This is a genomic window from Enterobacter sp. Li2LvB3, from assembly GCF_056156645.1.
This window is the reverse complement of sequence record NZ_JBSICG010000030.1, coordinates 1-15,981: the sequence shown is the minus strand read 5'-3', so window position 1 is coordinate 15,981 and position 15,981 is coordinate 1. Positions and strand designations below refer to the sequence as shown.

General features: G+C 52.6%; 16 protein-coding genes and 1 tRNA gene. 4 read left to right on the top strand and 13 right to left on the bottom strand.

Annotated features, from left to right (window positions below):
* Positions 1–2: 2 nt before the first annotated feature.
* The 8 genes from ACS603_RS20440 to dnaQ all read right to left on the bottom strand — a co-directional run bounded on the left by ACS603_RS20440 (position 3) and on the right by dnaQ (position 7,493).
* Positions 3–878 (bottom strand): ABC transporter permease, encoded by an 876-nt coding sequence (locus tag ACS603_RS20440; RefSeq protein WP_474944819.1) that lies wholly within the window; start codon positions 876–878, stop codon positions 3–5.
* Positions 879–881: 3 nt separating this feature from the next.
* Entirely contained in the window at positions 882–1,823 is a 942-nt protein-coding gene (locus ACS603_RS20435; RefSeq protein ID WP_474944793.1) for an ABC transporter permease, read from the bottom strand.
* 21 nt (positions 1,824–1,844) lie between these two features.
* Positions 1,845–3,359, bottom strand: a complete 1,515-nt coding sequence (locus tag ACS603_RS20430; RefSeq protein ID WP_474944792.1) for an ABC transporter substrate-binding protein — start codon at positions 3,357–3,359, stop codon at positions 1,845–1,847.
* A gap of 2 nt (positions 3,360–3,361) precedes the next feature.
* Positions 3,362–4,444 carry an ABC transporter ATP-binding protein gene (locus ACS603_RS20425; RefSeq protein ID WP_182059700.1) on the bottom strand — a complete coding sequence of 361 codons (1,083 nt, stop codon included), beginning with the start codon at positions 4,442–4,444 and terminating at the stop codon, positions 3,362–3,364.
* Entirely contained in the window at positions 4,441–5,454 is a 1,014-nt protein-coding gene (locus tag ACS603_RS20420; RefSeq protein ID WP_474944791.1) for an ABC transporter ATP-binding protein, read from the bottom strand. Before ACS603_RS20420 ends, ACS603_RS20425 begins: the two co-directional genes overlap by 4 nt.
* Positions 5,451–6,170 (bottom strand): FadR/GntR family transcriptional regulator, encoded by a 720-nt coding sequence (locus tag ACS603_RS20415; RefSeq protein WP_166717170.1) that lies wholly within the window; start codon positions 6,168–6,170, stop codon positions 5,451–5,453. The genes ACS603_RS20420 and ACS603_RS20415 overlap by 4 nt, the downstream gene beginning before the upstream one ends.
* A 383-nt stretch (positions 6,171–6,553) precedes the next feature.
* Positions 6,554–6,630: transfer RNA gene (locus ACS603_RS20410), tRNA-Asp, on the bottom strand.
* A gap of 131 nt (positions 6,631–6,761) precedes the next feature.
* Positions 6,762–7,493: a DNA polymerase III subunit epsilon gene (dnaQ, locus tag ACS603_RS20405; protein WP_074392815.1), complete on the bottom strand. Its 732-nt coding sequence runs from the start codon at positions 7,491–7,493 to the stop codon at positions 6,762–6,764.
* Between the two features lie 64 nt (positions 7,494–7,557).
* On the opposite strand from dnaQ, the gene rnhA reads away from it, so the two are divergent.
* Positions 7,558–8,025, top strand: a complete 468-nt coding sequence (gene rnhA, locus ACS603_RS20400) for a ribonuclease HI (RefSeq protein WP_446492219.1) — start codon at positions 7,558–7,560, stop codon at positions 8,023–8,025.
* Here rnhA and ACS603_RS20395 read toward each other — a convergent pair whose 3' ends face one another.
* Positions 8,026–8,742, bottom strand: a complete 717-nt coding sequence (locus tag ACS603_RS20395; RefSeq protein ID WP_182059686.1) for a class I SAM-dependent methyltransferase — start codon at positions 8,740–8,742, stop codon at positions 8,026–8,028. It abuts the gene before it with no gap.
* A gap of 32 nt (positions 8,743–8,774) precedes the next feature.
* On the opposite strand from ACS603_RS20395, the gene gloB reads away from it, so the two are divergent.
* Together gloB and mltD are read left to right on the top strand one after the other, a co-directional pair.
* On the top strand, positions 8,775–9,533 hold the full coding sequence (gene gloB, locus ACS603_RS20390) for a hydroxyacylglutathione hydrolase (protein ID WP_315687951.1): 759 nt from the start codon (positions 8,775–8,777) through the stop codon (positions 9,531–9,533).
* A 68-nt stretch (positions 9,534–9,601) separates the two neighbouring features.
* Positions 9,602–10,966 (top strand): murein transglycosylase D, encoded by a 1,365-nt coding sequence (mltD, locus tag ACS603_RS20385; protein WP_182059682.1) that lies wholly within the window; start codon positions 9,602–9,604, stop codon positions 10,964–10,966.
* A 53-nt stretch (positions 10,967–11,019) separates the two neighbouring features.
* Here mltD and ACS603_RS20380 read toward each other — a convergent pair whose 3' ends face one another.
* The 3 genes from ACS603_RS20380 to ACS603_RS20370 form a co-directional block, all read right to left on the bottom strand.
* Complete coding sequence (locus ACS603_RS20380) at positions 11,020–11,790, bottom strand: class I SAM-dependent methyltransferase (protein ID WP_474944790.1); 771 nt, start codon at positions 11,788–11,790, stop codon at positions 11,020–11,022.
* A gap of 78 nt (positions 11,791–11,868) precedes the next feature.
* Positions 11,869–12,669 (bottom strand): endonuclease/exonuclease/phosphatase family protein, encoded by an 801-nt coding sequence (locus ACS603_RS20375; RefSeq protein ID WP_014068998.1) that lies wholly within the window; start codon positions 12,667–12,669, stop codon positions 11,869–11,871.
* 136 nt (positions 12,670–12,805) lie between these two features.
* Positions 12,806–13,981, bottom strand: a complete 1,176-nt coding sequence (locus tag ACS603_RS20370) for an MFS transporter (protein WP_315687949.1) — start codon at positions 13,979–13,981, stop codon at positions 12,806–12,808.
* A 104-nt stretch (positions 13,982–14,085) separates the two neighbouring features.
* Between ACS603_RS20370 and yafC the strand changes: the two genes are divergently transcribed.
* Positions 14,086–14,991 carry a DNA-binding transcriptional regulator YafC gene (yafC, locus tag ACS603_RS20365; RefSeq protein WP_182059678.1) on the top strand — a complete coding sequence of 302 codons (906 nt, stop codon included), beginning with the start codon at positions 14,086–14,088 and terminating at the stop codon, positions 14,989–14,991.
* 29 nt (positions 14,992–15,020) lie between these two features.
* Here the strand turns inward: yafC and dkgB are convergent, their stop codons facing one another.
* Positions 15,021–15,824: a 2,5-didehydrogluconate reductase DkgB gene (gene dkgB / locus ACS603_RS20360; RefSeq protein WP_182059677.1), complete on the bottom strand. Its 804-nt coding sequence runs from the start codon at positions 15,822–15,824 to the stop codon at positions 15,021–15,023.
* Between the last annotated feature and the right edge of the window lie 157 nt (positions 15,825–15,981).

The window sequence follows — 15,981 nt, the reverse complement described above, 5'->3', positions numbered from 1 at the left end:
CCTTAGTCGTGGCGCGGATCGAGCGCATCGCGCAGCCCGTCACCGAGTAAATTAAAGCCCTGTACCGCAAGGAAAATCGCGATACCGGGGAAAACAGACATCCACGGGGCCTGCTCAAGGAACCCCTTCGCGGTATTAAGCATGGAGCCCCAGGACGGGTTCGGCGGCTGCTGGCCGAGCCCTAAAAATGAGAGACTGGCTTCTGCGATAATCGCCGAGGCGATCGCCAGCGTGGCCTGCACCAGAATCGGTGACATCACGTTAGGCAGAACGTATTTCAAAATGATCCAGCGATCCGGCAGGCCAATCGCCCGCGCACCGTCGATGTACTCTTCATTGCGAATGGCAATCACCTGGCCACGCGTCAGACGAGCGAAGATAGGCATCGCGGAAAGACCGATGGCGATCATGGCGTTGGTCAGGCTTGGCCCTAAAAACGCCCCCAGCGCGATCGCCATAATCAGGAATGGACAGGCCAGCAGCGCTTCAATAAAACGCGAGATCACGCCATCCCACATTTTCTGGAAGTAGCCCGCCACCAGCCCCAGCGGCACGCCGATGACAACGGCAATCACTACCGACATACATCCGGCCATCAGTGAGGTTCTCGCCCCCCAGACAATGCGCGACAGAATATCGCGCCCCAGTTCGTCAGTGCCAAACCAGTACATGGCCGAAGGGGCTTTACGCACCGCCAGAAAGTTAGCTTTGACCGGGTCAAATGGGGCTATCCAGGGCGCGAGCAGCGCCAGCAAAACGAAGAAGCCCACAATCACCGCGCCAATCACCGCACTTTTGTTGGCGAGGAATTTTTTCAGTACCCGGTTCTGTGCGCGCGGAAGTGCAGGCGCAACGGTTTGAGTCGTCAGTTCCGCCATCATTTAACCTCGCATTTTCGGGTTGATAAGGACATACAGCACGTCGGCCAGCAGGTTCAGCAGCAGGAAGCCGATCGCCACGATCAGTACCACGCCCTGCACCACGGCATAATCGCGGTTAAAGACAGAATCGACGATCATCTTGCCAAAGCCTGGAATGGTGAAGACCTGCTCGGTCAGCACCGCGCCGCCCAACAGCTCGCCAAACAACAGCGTGGTGAGGGTGATAACCGGAACCAGCGCATTGCGAAATGCGTGCTTTAAAATCACCGATTTCGGCAGCAACCCCTTTGCCCGGGCGGTACGGATGTAGTCCGCTTTCAGCACCGCAATCATCGACGCGCGGGTATGGCGCATCAGCGTGGCCGCCAGCCCCGTCCCAAGAACCGATGCCGGCAGCAGCAGCGTGCGCAGGTTCTGGAGCGGATCTTCACCGAACGGCACAAACCCCGAGGCAGGCAGCCATTGCAGATTGACCGAGAACACCAGGATCAGCAGGATCCCAAGCCAGAAGTGCGGTATTGAGATCCCCGAGATCGCCACAAAGTTCGCGCCATGATCCACCCAGCTGTTTTTATTGACCGCCGCAAGGATCCCCATCCCGATACCGAACACCAGCGCAATGATCATCGCCAGCAGCGACAGCTCCAGCGTCACCGGCAGTTTGCTGGCAATCAGTTGTGTGACCGGTTCGTGAGTACGTAAGGAGACACCAAGATCGCCCTGGAGCGCGCGAGTCAGCCAGTGGAAGTACTGCACAGGAATGGGCGCATCCAGGTTTAATTCAGCGCGCAACTGCGCAATCACCGCCGGATCGCGCTCCTCCCCGGCCATCGCAATCAGCGGGTCGCCTGGCAGCAGCTTTTGCAGACCAAACACCATCATGCTCACCAGTAGCAGAGTCGGGATGGCCAGCAGCAGACGTTTGCAAATCAGTTCAAGCATGGTTTCTCCTCAGGGACTTATTTATTTCGCCAGCGTCAGACCGGCAAGACGCACAATGCCGTCCGGATAAGGTTTAAAGCCCTGCACGCTTTTGTTCAGGCCAAAAATACGCGGCTCAAAGTAGAGGTAAGCGATAGGCATGTCGGTTTGCAGTTGCTTCACTACTTTGTCGTACAGCGGCTGGCGTGCGGCCTGATCGGTGTTCAGACGCGCCTGAGTTAACCATTCATCCACCTGCGCATTGCTGTAACGCCCATCGTTTAAGGTGCCTTTGCTGTTAATGAAGCCAAAGATGCTGCCATCCGGATCGGGGCGACCAGACCAGCCGGAGAAACTCAGCTGATAATCACCGCTTTGCTGGCGATCGAGCAGCGTAGCGAATTCGGTCATTTGCAGATTGAGGTTAAAGCCAGCTTCCGCCACCATCGCCTGAAGCACCTGCCCTACCTGCTGAGAGGTCGGGTTGTTTGGTACCAGAAGATTTACGGTCAGCGGTGTTGCCACGCCCGCCGCTTTCAACAGCGCTTTCGCTTTGTCGACGTCGCGCGGTGGTACCGGCAGGTTGACGTGATACGGGCTTACCGTTGAAAACGCCTGGTTTGCTGGCGTGTACAGCCCTTCGAACACCACCTGATTGATGGCATCACGGTCGATAGCCTGTGAGAACGCCTCGCGCACGCGGGCATCCTTGAACGGATCGTTCGCCGGGACTTTGCCGTTATTAATGTTGAAGGTAATGCCCTGATAACCCAGACCAGTGACCTTCGCCAGCATCAGCTTGCTGTCGGCTTCCACGGTTTTAACATCGCTCGCCGCAATGCCTTCGGTCAGATCAAGATCGCCTGCACGCAGGTTGGCCAGACGTACAGAGGCGTCCGGGATCGGCAGATAAATTATCTTATCGAAGTGGTAAGCGTCTTTATTCCAGTAGTTATCAAAACGCGTCAGCACGATGCGGTCCTGTGACACGCGGCTCTCGAATTTATACGGGCCGGAACAGACCGGATGGGCAGCAAAATCAGGTTTTTTCGCCGCTTCTGGTGCCATCATCGCGCCGGCACGATCGGTGAGCTGCATTAACAGCGCGGCATCAGGGTTTTTCAGATGCAGGGCGATTTGCATTGGGCCGGTGACGTCAATCGACTCAACAGAAGAGATCTCGCTTTTACGCAGGGAGCCTTTTAATGTCAGGGCGCGTTCGAGGTTATATTTCGCCGCGGCGGCATCGAATTTTTCACCATCGTGGAAGGTCACCCCTTCACGCAGATTCATGGTCAGGGTTTTCCCGTCGTCACTCCAGGCCCAGTCCTTCGCCAGACCCGGCACCACTTTCAGGTGTTCGTCAACGTCCACCAGCCTGTCGCACAATGATGCGAAAACAAAGCGGCCATAGTAGGTGCGCGCCAGATGCGGGTCGAGCATGTCCGGGTCTGCCCCCAGACCAATTCGCAGCACACTTTCTGAATGGGCGGGCAGCGCCGCACCAAGCAACATTACACTTCCCAGTACGGTCAAAAGAGAATTACGCATTGTCATTATCATGAGTTCCTTGAAGGAAGGGAGGAGTGAGATGCCGCGTGTTCAAACAGCGCGCGGCGGCGCAGAAATGCTGCGGATGGCGGTGCTATCTGAATAACACTGCGATCGCGATTAATGTCCTGCCAGCGATGACAGGCAACCTGACGCCCGCCTTCAAGCACCTGGTTAATCGGCTCAACCTGGCGGCATTCATCGGTGACATACGGGCAACGGGTATGGAAACGACACCCGGAAGGCGGGTTTGACGGGTTCGGCAAATCCCCTTGTAACAGCGGCGTATCGCGCTGGGTGCCCGGCTGCATTTGCGGGGCAGAGGCAATCAGCGCCTGGGTATAGGGGTGCAGCGGCGCGTCAAAGATTTCATCGACGGTGGCAAGCTCCACAATTTGCCCGAGATACATCACCGCCACGCGGTCGCTCATATGACGGATCACCGCCAGACCATGAGCGACAATCACCATCGTCAGCCCCAACTGGTGCTTAAGACTTTCCAGCAGGTTGACCACCTGGGCCTGTACGGAGACATCCAGCGCGGAGACGGGCTCATCCCCCAGCAGCAGTTTCGGCCCTGATGCCAGCGCTCGCGCAATGCCAATTCGCTGACGCTGGCCGCCGGAAAATTCATGCGGATAACGCCCGGCCCAGGCCGCCGGTAGCCCAACGGTTTTAAGCAACTCGGCAACGCGGTACTGGCGGTCTGCTTTTTTCATGTTCTGATGCAGCCACAACGGTTCGCCCACGATCTGCTCGACCGTCATACGTGGGTTCAGTGAGGCAAAAGGATCCTGGAAAATAATTTGCAGTTCGCGCCGGAGCTGATTAAGGCGCGCGCCAGACGCGTGCGTTATCTCCTCGCCCTGATAAAATACGCGCCCTTCGCTAGCGGCCAGCAGACGCAGCAGCAAACGGCCCAGCGTGGATTTCCCGGAGCCGGATTCGCCCACGATGGCCAGTGTTTCCCCCGGCATAACGGAAAGGGAAACGCGATCAACGGCGGTGACAAAACGCGCCGGAGTAAACAGTTTTTTAGGGCCGGGGAACAGCTTGCTGAGGTCACGGGCTTCAAGAATTGGCGTCGTCATGCTGTCTCTCCCAGTGCAATATGTTGTTCCAGCGGTACGCGGAAACAGGCCACCTGATGCCCTGCACCCAACGTGTTAAGTTGTGGTTTTTCATCGTGACAACGGGTCTGCGCAAAAGGACAACGGGTGGCAAAACGGCAGCCTTTCGGCATGGATTCGGGTAGCGGCACGGCACCCGGAATGGTAGAAAGCTGGCCTTTACGCGCCCCAAGCGAGGGAATAGATCCCATCAGTCCGATGGTGTACGGGTGCTGCGGGTCTGCAAAAATCGCCTCTACGCTCCCCTGCTCCACCACTTGTCCGGCGTACATCACCGCCACCTGCTGCGCCACTTCCGCTACCACGCCCAAATCGTGAGTGATCATCAGCACCGCCGTGCCCGTTTCTTCTTTTAATGTGTTGAGCAATGCGAGGATTTGCGCCTGAATGGTCACATCCAGCGCGGTGGTCGGTTCGTCGGCAATCAGTAAACGCGGGTGATTAATCAGCGCCATCGCAATCATCACACGCTGACGCATCCCGCCAGAAAGCTGGTGCGGATAAGCCTTAAGGCGCATCTCTGCCGCCGGGATCTGAACCTTTTCCAGAATGTTCAGCGCTGCGTCCATTGCTTGCGCACGCGTCATTTTCTGATGGCGCATAACCGCTTCGCTCAGCTGGTCACCCAGGGTAAAAGCGGGGTTCAGCGAGGTCATGGGTTCCTGAAAAATCATCGCCAGCTCGCTGCCACGGAGATCGGCGTATTCGCGCGGGGAGAGCTTTAGCAGATCATGGCGACGAAACTGCATCTCGCCGCTGACGATTTGTGCGCTGGCGGGTAATAACCCCATCAGCGCTAACGAGGTAATACTTTTCCCACACCCGGATTCCCCCACCAGCGCCAGCGTTTCACCCGCTTTTACGGTCAACGAGATGCCATCAAGTACGCTGACGGGCGACCCCGCAAATTTAACGTTGAGGTTTTGCAGCCGCAGAACAGGAGATGCTTCCTTAAACGGGATCGTTGTCATAGCGTGAAATCGTCCTCAAGGTGAATTGCCTGAATCAGGGCCGTTTGCAGGCTGAGCAGGTGTTCGCGCATCGCGGCAGCGGCTTCGTTAGGCTGGCGATGGATAATCGCTGACATGATTTTGTGATGATGGTCGTTGTAGTTATCAACGCGTTCAGGGGTGCGGGCTAATTCGCGCAGATGTTGCCAGCCGGGTTCGCGCCTGACGGCATCAATTGCATCGAATAACCCCAGCATCAGGCGGTTACCTGCAGCTTCTGCTATTGCGCGATGGAATGCGCTATCCCACAGTTCATTAAGATCGCGGTCATCCGGGCTGACCTTATTAATGCGTTCCAGCATACGCTGCATCAGCGCGAGGTTTTCCCTGGTGGCACGCAGCGCCGCAAGACGGGCCAGGCCGGGTTCAAGTTGCAGACGAGCTTCCATCACTTCCAGCAAATTGGTCTGTTGTACCAGCCCCTGAAGCGCCAAAGGCTCTACAGGAGCTGCCGGGCCAATAAACGTGCCTTTGCCCTGTTTACGCCAGATCCGCCCTTCTTCTTCCAGCACGTCCAGCGCACGGCGCACTTCACGTCGCCCTACGCCGAGTGTTTCCGAAAGCTCACGTTCAGTGGGCAATGGAATGCCTGGTGTTGACTCATGCTGGTTAATAAGCCCGCGCAATTGCTCGAGTGCGGTACTGGAATTTGCCAGAAACCGTGACGGTTTTTCCATATTGGTTCGCTCGCTGTCATCATTTCTTTATTTTTATTAACAATAAGTTATGGATATGATCGATAACTTACCGTCCTAATGATTAAGCAAATAATGAACCAATAAACCATTGGTTCAGGAACTTTCTGGAAAATGCAGGTTAACTGAATGATTTAAAGCGATTTATTTTTACAAAATTGTTACAGATGGAAATGACTGCGAATGAGTAAAGCACAAAAATTGCACAAATCCAGTGCAAGCAATGCACTACAATCATGCAATTGTTAATTAATTGCACCACTCATATTGAATATTTGTTAATTAACAAAAGGTATTAGATAAGATTTTTGCGGGATAGAAACGACGAAGGCCTGAATCATTTCTGATTCAGGCCTTCTGAATAGTGGCGGAACGGACGGGACTCGAACCCGCGACCCCCTGCGTGACAGGCAGGTATTCTAACCGACTGAACTACCGCTCCACTGTTCCCGTTTGGGGAACGAAGCGGATATTACGGATTGCCTCTGAACTCGTCAACGCTTTTTCTTAAGTTTTGAATCGTTTGCTGCAAAAATCGCCCAGACGGTGATTTTACAGGCATTCAGGCACTGTTTATGCACGCCACATGCAACTTCCGCCTTTCTTCTGCACTAAATCGAGACGGGATTCGTGGTTAAGCAACTCTTCATCACTGGCTAAAACCACGCGTAAACGACTCGCCTGACGCACAACCCGCTGAATACCCGCTTCACCCAGAGTTTGTTGGCCTTCATTTTCCATACTGAATGCCATCGACGTCTGCCCACCGGTCATGGTCAGATAGACATCCGCCAGGATCTGGGCATCGAGCAATGCGCCGTGGAGCGTACGCTTGGTGTTGTCTATCTCGTAACGTGAACAGAGTGCATCAAGGCTGTTTCGCTTGCCGGGAAACATCTTCCTTGCCAGCGCCAGGCTATCGGTCACCTTACAGAAGGTGTTGGTCTTCGGAATATCGCGATTGAGCTTGCTGAACTCATAGTCCATAAAGCCGATATCGAACGATGCGTTGTGAATGACCAGCTCTGCGCCTCTGATGTATTCCAGAAATTCGTCTGCAACATCTGCAAAGGTCGGCTTATCCAGCAAGAACTCATCGGCAATACCGTGAACGCCGAACGCTTCCGGGTCCACCAGCCGGTCCGGCTTGAGATAAACGTGGAAGTTGTTCCCCGTAAGGCGACGGTTCACTACCTCTACAGCACCGATCTCAATAATCTTGTGCCCTTCGTAGTGTGCGCCGATTTGGTTCATACCGGTGGTTTCGGTATCGAGAACAATCTGGCGAGTAATTGCAGTGCTCATGTCGGTCATTTATGTCAGACTTATCGTTTAACTGAACGTTTCAAATACAGGAAGTCTACCAGAGATGCGTAAACAGGTAGAAATTTTCACCGATGGATCTTGTCTCGGTAACCCAGGACCTGGCGGTTACGGCGCCATTATGCGCTATCGTCAGCATGAAAAAACCTTTAGTGAAGGCTATCGCCTGACCACCAACAACCGCATGGAGCTGATGGCGGCCATCGTGGCGCTGGAAGCGTTAAAAGAGCACTGCGATGTGGTACTGAGCACCGACAGCCAGTACGTGCGCCAGGGCATTACCCAGTGGATCTTCAACTGGAAAAAACGCGGCTGGAAAACGGCAGATAAAAAACCGGTCAAAAATGTCGATCTCTGGAAGCGCCTGGACGCCGCGTTAGGGCAGCATGAAATCAAATGGGAATGGGTAAAAGGCCATGCCGGACACCCGGAAAACGAACGCTGTGACGAGCTGGCTCGTACAGCCGCGTCAAACCCAACTCAGGAAGATGTCGGGTATCAGCCTGAATCCTGATCAGGGTTTGCGGTACTGCCGCGTTGCGCCAACGGTCTGACGGATCTGTGTTTTCGATTTACTTTGTTTCATCGGGTTAAGCGTGAGGGGAATCGTCCGCTTACGCGCCACGATAAACTGCATACAGCCCAGCGCCGGCAGATGTGTGCTCAGTAACACTCCGCCCTGTCGGGACCAGGGTAACACCTGAAAACCACCGTAGCAGAGGACTTCAAAGTTCAGCAGTGAAAGCCAGTCCAGCTGGCGCATCAGCGTAAACATTCGGCTGTTATAAGGTGGCGTGCGGCGCAGCACTGGCACCAGTTTACGTAGCCCCATCAGACTCAGTGGATTGAAGCCGCTGAGGATCAGCCAGCCGTCATCGATCAGCACCCGGTCGGCTTCACGCAGCAAACGATGCGGATCACTGCACCAGGGCAAGGTATGTGCCAGCAGACAAGCATCGACGGATTTTTCCGCAAAAGGCAAATGCAACGGATCGGCTTTAACCTGAACGGGCGATCCCCCAAGAGAGACGTTAACCTGATGTGAGATAGCACAACTTTCAGTGTTGATTTCTGCACTGAGATTGCCAATTTTAAGCAGGTGAAAACCATACATTTTCGCAAGCCAGGGTTTAAGCTGTTGTTCTAACGCCTCGCGATAGTATTCACCCCAGGGCAATTCCGCCCAACGTTCCGGTGCTGCGACAGTCTGAGGTATCCTTGCCGGTTTCATCAAAACGCCCGCCACGTTAAAAGAGGTAATTAATGAATCTTATCAGTATTCCAGCCTTCCAGGACAATTACATCTGGGTTTTAGTTGACGACGATCGTCGTTGCGTCATTGTCGATCCCGGAGAATCCGCGCCGATTTTAACTGCAATTGCCGAAAACGGCTGGCAACCGGAAGCTATTCTCCTGACGCATCATCACAACGATCACGTTGGCGGTGTCCCTGCATTGCGGGCAAAATTTCCGCATCTTGTGGTATACGGACCGGCAGAAACACAAGATAAGGGAACCACTCATGTAGTCAAAGAAGGCGAAAAAGTCCTCATTCTCGGGTGGGATTTTTCCGTTTTTGCCACACCGGGTCACACTTCAGGACATATTTGTTTCTACAGCAAACCTTATCTATTTTGCGGCGACACACTCTTTTCAGGCGGCTGCGGAAGGTTGTTTGAAGGTACACCAGCGCAGATGTATCAATCTTTACAGAAGATTGCCGCGCTCCCGGACGACACGCTCATTTGTTGCGCACATGAGTATACATTAGGGAATATGAAGTTTGCTGTAAGCATCTTACCCGACGATCGCGCTATTCAGGATTATTACCAGAAAGTGAAGGAGTTACGTGCAAAAAACCAAAAAACACTCCCCGTAATTCTGAAAAATGAGCGTGAAATAAATTTATTTTTAAGAACTCATGATATTGATTTAATTAATAAAATTAACCAAGAAACAAATTTGCAACAACCAGAAGATTGTTTTGCATGGTTAAGGTCAAAGAAAGATAACTTCCGATAATTCTGGGTTGCCTTTTGAAAATTTCGCCGTTATCATCGCTCGTCTTTTAAGCAACTATTGACACACACATGAAGGCAAAAGCGATATTACTCGCCTCTGTCCTGCTTGTAGGTTGCCAGTCGCAAAACGGCAGCAACGTACAACAGCACGCACAGAGCCTTTCTGCAGCTGGTCAAGGGGAAGCAGGGAAGTTTACAAGTCAGGCGCGATGGATGGACGATGGGACATCATTCGCGCAGGATCAGGACTTGTGGGCCTCTATTGGCGACGAGCTAAAGATGGGAATTCCGGAAAACACCCGGATTCGCGAACAGAAACAGAAGTATTTGAGAAATAAGAGCTATCTCCACGATGTAACTTTACGGGCAGAGCCGTATATGTACTGGATAGCCGGGCAAGTTAAGAAACGTAACATGCCGATGGAGCTGGTACTCCTACCCATAGTGGAGAGCGCTTTTGACCCACACGCGACGTCTGGCGCCAATGCCGCAGGCATTTGGCAGATCATACCGAGCACAGGGCGCAATTATGGTTTAAAACAGACCCGCAGCTACGATGCGCGTCGTGACGTAGTCGCTTCCACGACTGCCGCTCTCGACATGATGCAACGTCTGAACAAGATGTTCGACGGTGACTGGTTGTTAACAGTCGCAGCGTACAACAGTGGTGAAGGTCGTGTACTGAAGGCAATGAAAGCGAATAAAGCGCGTGGAAAATCCACCGACTTCTGGTCGCTCTCACTGCCACAGGAAACCAAGGTTTACGTACCGAAAATGCTGGCATTGAGCGATATTCTCAAGAACAGCAAGCGTTACGGTGTACAACTGCCAACACCAGACGAAAGTCGTGCACTGGCGCGTGTTCGCCTCAGCAGCCCGGTTGATATTCAACAGGTTGCCGATATGACGGGTATGTCGGTAAGTAAACTGAAAACCTTTAATGCAGGCGTTAAAGGCTCAACGCTGGGTGCCAGTGGCCCTCAGTATGTGATGGTTCCGCAAAAACACGCGGAGCAGTTACGCGAGTCTTTAGCTTCTGGTGAGATTGCAGCGGTTCAGTCTACGCTTGTTGCAGATACTTCATCAGTAAGCAGCCGCAGCTATAAGGTTCGTTCAGGTGATACGCTTTCAGGTATTGCATCACGTCTTGGCGTGAGCGCAAAAGACCTACAGCAGTGGAACAATCTGCGTAGCTCTGGTCTGAAAGTGGGTCAGAATCTGACGGTTGGCGCAGGTAGCAGTGCGCAGCGTCTTGCCAACAACAGCGATAGCATTACTTATCGCGTGCGTAAGGGTGATTCGCTGTCCAGTATTGCAAAACGTCACGGCGTGAACATCCAGGATGTTATGCGCTGGAATAACGATACTGACAATCTGCAACCCGGCGATCAGTTGACGCTGTTTGTGAAAAATAGCGCAACGCCAGACTCCTGATCAGACAGTCTGAACATAAAAAAGGCACCGATTCCCCCGGTGCCTTTTTTTATTTATCCCGCTTTTTGTACTTCAGCCATAATGGTATCGCTGGTAAACGATCCATCCTCCTGCAACTCAAAGTACGCCTTCACGTCCGCAGACGCGCTATCCTGATAAAGACGAATAGCCTGGCTTAATGCTTCTGACGTCCGCATCCGCGCAATCCAGGAGCTGAATTCGAGCGGCAATCGGTCTGTTATCAATGAGCGTGAAATCAACCCAGCCTCTGCGGTCATCTGCAACCACTCCCCACTGGAATAATTGCGAACATGCGATGTGTCGCGCAGTGCTTCAACCGTCTGCAACCAGACATCCCGTACCGGATGGCCAGGCGACATGATATCCATGATGATAAAAATCCCACCCGGCTTCAGCACACGTTTAACTTCCCGCAATGCTTGCCCGACATCGTGCCAGTGGTGCGCGGAGTAACGACTGATGACAATCTCAAAAGTATCATCGGCAAACGGTAATGATTCCGCGTACCCCTGACGGGTAACGAGGTTTTTCAGTCCTTTAGCTTTGGCGGCCTCCGTTACAACGTCGAGCATCTGGCTGGACAAATCGTATGCTGTTACCTGAGCGACCTGCTGCGCGGCGGCAAAACTAGCGTGCCCTGCCCCACAACCCAAATCCAGCACGTGCGCCTGCGGGAATGCCGCCAGCCGCTCGCTGAGACGAGTCAGATCTCGACCAGACGCATGGACGGCGCTGCTCAGATAAGCACTTGCCTGGGAGCCAAACTGTTTTTCTACGTTGTCATGATGGGAGTGTGTTGTCATCTTACTGTCCTTTGGTTGATAAAAAATAAAGGGCAGCACCTGCACATAGGTCTGCCCCACGGCAGACCTGACACACCATTATTTATCAGGTTTGCCGGGACTGAATTCAACTAGTAGAGGATTGTGATCGGATGCGCGTGTCACCAGCACAGAGGCATCGTGAACGCTCAAACCGCGATAAAAGACAAAATCGAGAGGACGACCAAAGGCTTTCTTACGCTGGTCATCGTTAAAACGAACTTCGCGCAGCGACATCTCGCGCGCAAAGCGATACAAGGCGTTCATCCGTGGGCGGCTCCAGGCATTAAAATCCCCTGCCATAATGATAGGCCCGCTGTGATGGGCAATCTGATCGCCAATCGGAAGTAACTGCTTACTGTAGACATCGACGCCCAGGCTGAAATTAACAGCGTGAATATTTACGACCATCAGCAAACGGCTATCCGGTAACGGGTAGACGGTAACCAGCGCCGATTTTGCCAGCCGCAGAATGGGTTCTCGCTCACGAAGGGGACAACAATAAACAGGATGCGCCGCTGAAAGCGTCATGACACCAGAAGGGTGCTGCGGCAGCACAAACGCAGGCACCTGATCGGCCGCGAGATAGTTAGTGGTCGCAAACCTTACCAGCTCAGGCGTCGTTTGCGCTTCTTGCAGGAGAACGAGATGAGCGTCCTTACCAAAATTTTTGAGGACGGATAACCACTCAGCACGCTGTTGCTTAAAGATATTCCACACCAGCACACGAATTTTTTCATCGCTGCTTAATGGCGTACCGGCGGGTAATGCCTGGCTGATGCTCGCGAACGATCCCGGAGGCAGTATTCTCTCCGCGGGTAATCCGGCAACATAACGCATGGCATAGGTATTTTTTCGCACTTTCGGAAATGACCTCTATAACATGAACCAGCCCGGAAAACGGACTGGTTCTAATGTTATAGGGATTTTAGGTCACAGTTTCAACGCAATTACTGAGAAACCTTTCCAAGTTTTGTAAGCAAGCACTTACTGTTATTTAGCCAAGAGCCGCCCGGGCAGGTTTATCAAGGCGACCGCTCAGGCCTATCAGCAGGAAAGCGATAAGCACGATCGCAGCGCCAATCCACGGTGTCTGAGTCAGGCCAAAGTGCTCAACAGTCTGCCCACCAATAATGGAACCGAGTGCGATCCCAATATTGAATGCAGCAATGTTCAGACCAGATGCAACATCTACGGCATTGGGTGTATAAAGCTCTGCCTTCTGAACGACATAGACCTGAAGACCCGGCACGTTACCAAATGCAAAGATCCCCATCACCAGTACCGTGGCCAGCGCCGCATATTGCACAGAAGCGGTGAACTGGAAGATCAGCAGCAGTACAACCAGCGCAGCGAAAATAAATTTCAGGGCCGGTACTGCACCGTGTTTATCGGCAAGCTTGCCACCCCAGATATTGCCTATTGCCACCGACACGCCATAACCCAACAAGATCCAACTAACTGCGCTCGGTGAGAAGCCCGCCAGATCCTGCATCATCGGTGCAAGGAATGTAAAAGCGGTAAAGACACCACCATACCCCAAAGCCGTGATCGCATAGATGATCAGAAGGCGAGGATGGGTCAGTACTTTAAGTTGATCGCTCAGGCTGGCACTCGCACGGCCAGGGATATTTGAAGGGACGAGCAGCAGACTGGCCACCAGGGCTATCACTCCCAGTACTGAGACGGCCAGGAATGTTTCGCGCCAGCCAAAATGTTGGCCGATAAACGTCCCCAGAGGCACGCCGGTGACCAGCGCGACAGTTAACCCGCCAAACATAATCGCAATGGCAGATGCCGCTTTCTCTTTTGGCACCAGGCTGGTTGCAATGGTTGAACCAATCGAGAAAAACACACCATGGGCAAGGCCCGTCAGCAAGCGGGCAATGACCAGCGTGGTGTAGTCAGGTGCTTGCCAGGCCAGAATATTCCCGGCGGTGAACAGAACCATCAGCGCCATCAATAACTGCTTGCGCGGAAAACGTCCGGTCAACGCCGTAAGCACAGGGGCACCAACGGCCACACCTAATGCGTAGATAGAAACCAGCAGCCCGGCAGAAGGCAGAGAGATGGCAAGTTGGTTCGCAATCGTAGGAACCAGACCCACGATAACAAATTCGGTCGTGCCAATTGCGAAGGCACTGATCGTCAGGGCAAGTAGCGCCAGTGGCATAAAATACTCCGTATCATCAGGATTAAGATGACAAGAAGTATGCGCCAGTGCTTAAATAACAAAAATGGTCAAAATCTCAATAGAATTTTGCAGGTGGTGCAATAATGAAGGCGACATCAGAAGAGCTGGCGATATTTGTCGCCGTGGTAGAAAGCGGCAGTTTTAGCCGTGCTGCGGAGCAACTCGGACAGGCAAATTCCGCCATTAGCCGCTCGGTGAAAAAGCTGGAGATGAAACTCGGTGTTAGCCTGCTCAACCGAACCACAAGGCAGTTAAGTCTGACAGAAGAAGGCGAGCGCTATTTCCGCCGCGTACAGTCCGTCTTGCAGGAAATGGCTGCAGCAGAGACAGAAATCATGGAGTCTCGCAGCACGCCACGCGGGCTGCTGCGTATTGATGCGGCAACACCTGTGGTCCTTCATTACCTGATGCCACTCATTAAACCTTTCCGTGAACGCTACCCGGAAATGACATTGTCGCTGGTGTCATCTGAGACATTCATTAATCTGATAGAGAGAAAGGTAGATGTTGCGATTCGCGTTGGCACACTTACCGATTCCAGCTTGCGGGCCCGCCCTTTGTTCAGGAGCTACCGAAAAATTATTGCATCGCCGGAATACCTTGCGCAGTTTGGTCAGCCTGAAACGGTCGAGGATTTGAAACAGCATCTGTGCCTGGGTTTTACAGAGCCCGTATCGCTAAATACCTGGCCTGTCGCCTGTAGTGACGGACAGCTTCATGAGATAGATTGCGGCTTATCGTCAAACAGTGGGGAAACACTGAAGCAACTTTGTCTTGAAGGAAACGGGATTGCCTGTTTATCCGATTACATGATCAATAAAGAGATTGCCCGTGGGGAGCTTGTAGAGTTAATGGCTGATAAACGCCTGCCGGTAGAGATGCCTTTTAGTGCAGTGTATTACAGTGACAGAGCGGTGAGTACGCGCATCCGCGCATTTATCGACTTCCTGAGCGAACATGCGAAAACAGCTCCCGAAGGAGCTGTGTGAGGGTTTAGGGTACAGAGGTTGGGTCAATATTAATCCCAGTCTGGTGCTAAACCTTCCGGGCTTACCAGGCGATCGTTGCAATCCAGAGCAGCGATCGCTTTTTTGTCTTCATCATCCAGCTGGAGATCCAGTGCTAACAGGTTGCTCGCCAGGTTTTCACGTTTGGTTGAAGATGGGATAACGGCATAACCTTCACCCATTGCCCAGGCCAGAATCACCTGTGCAGCCGTGGCATTGTGTTTCTGTGCAATGCGAATAATCACTTCATCTTTCAGTGCGTTACCGTAAGCCAGCGTCATGTAAGAGGTGATATGGATACCGTGCTGTTTTGCCCAGTCAACCACTTTACGGTTTTGCAGATAAGGGGACAGTTCAACCTGGTTGGTTGCAATATTCTCTGCACCAACAGCCGCAATGGCTTTTTCCATCAACGGGATAGTGAAGTTAGAGATACCAATTTCACGGGTTAAGCCCTGCTCTTTTGCTTCAAGCAGCGCCTGCATGAACTCTTCCACGGAAACCGAATCGTTCGGTGACGGCCAGTGGATCAGCGTCAGATCTACGTAGTCGGTACGCAGTTTCTTCAGACTCTCTTTCAGGCTTGGGATCAGCTTTTCTTTGCTGAGGTTCTCAATCCAGATTTTAGTGGTGATGAAAAGTTCATTACGGGCTACACCACTCTCTTCAATCGCCTGGCCAACGGCAGCTTCATTTTCATAAATCTGCGCCGTATCAACAGTACGATAGCCAAGTTCAAGAGCAGTTTTTACAGATGCGATAACAACATCGTCTTTCAGGCGGAAAGTGCCCAGACCAAATGCAGGGATAGTCATGTAATTCCTCGTTAATCATAATGTTCGTTAACTGAGGAAGATTATCGCTGCTGCTGTTATTCAGAAAAAGAGCGTAAAACGCAGAGGATTTTTGCTAATTTAGCAAAAATTATACGGAAGATAAGAAAAAAGCCCTGAGTAAATACTCAGGGCTTTC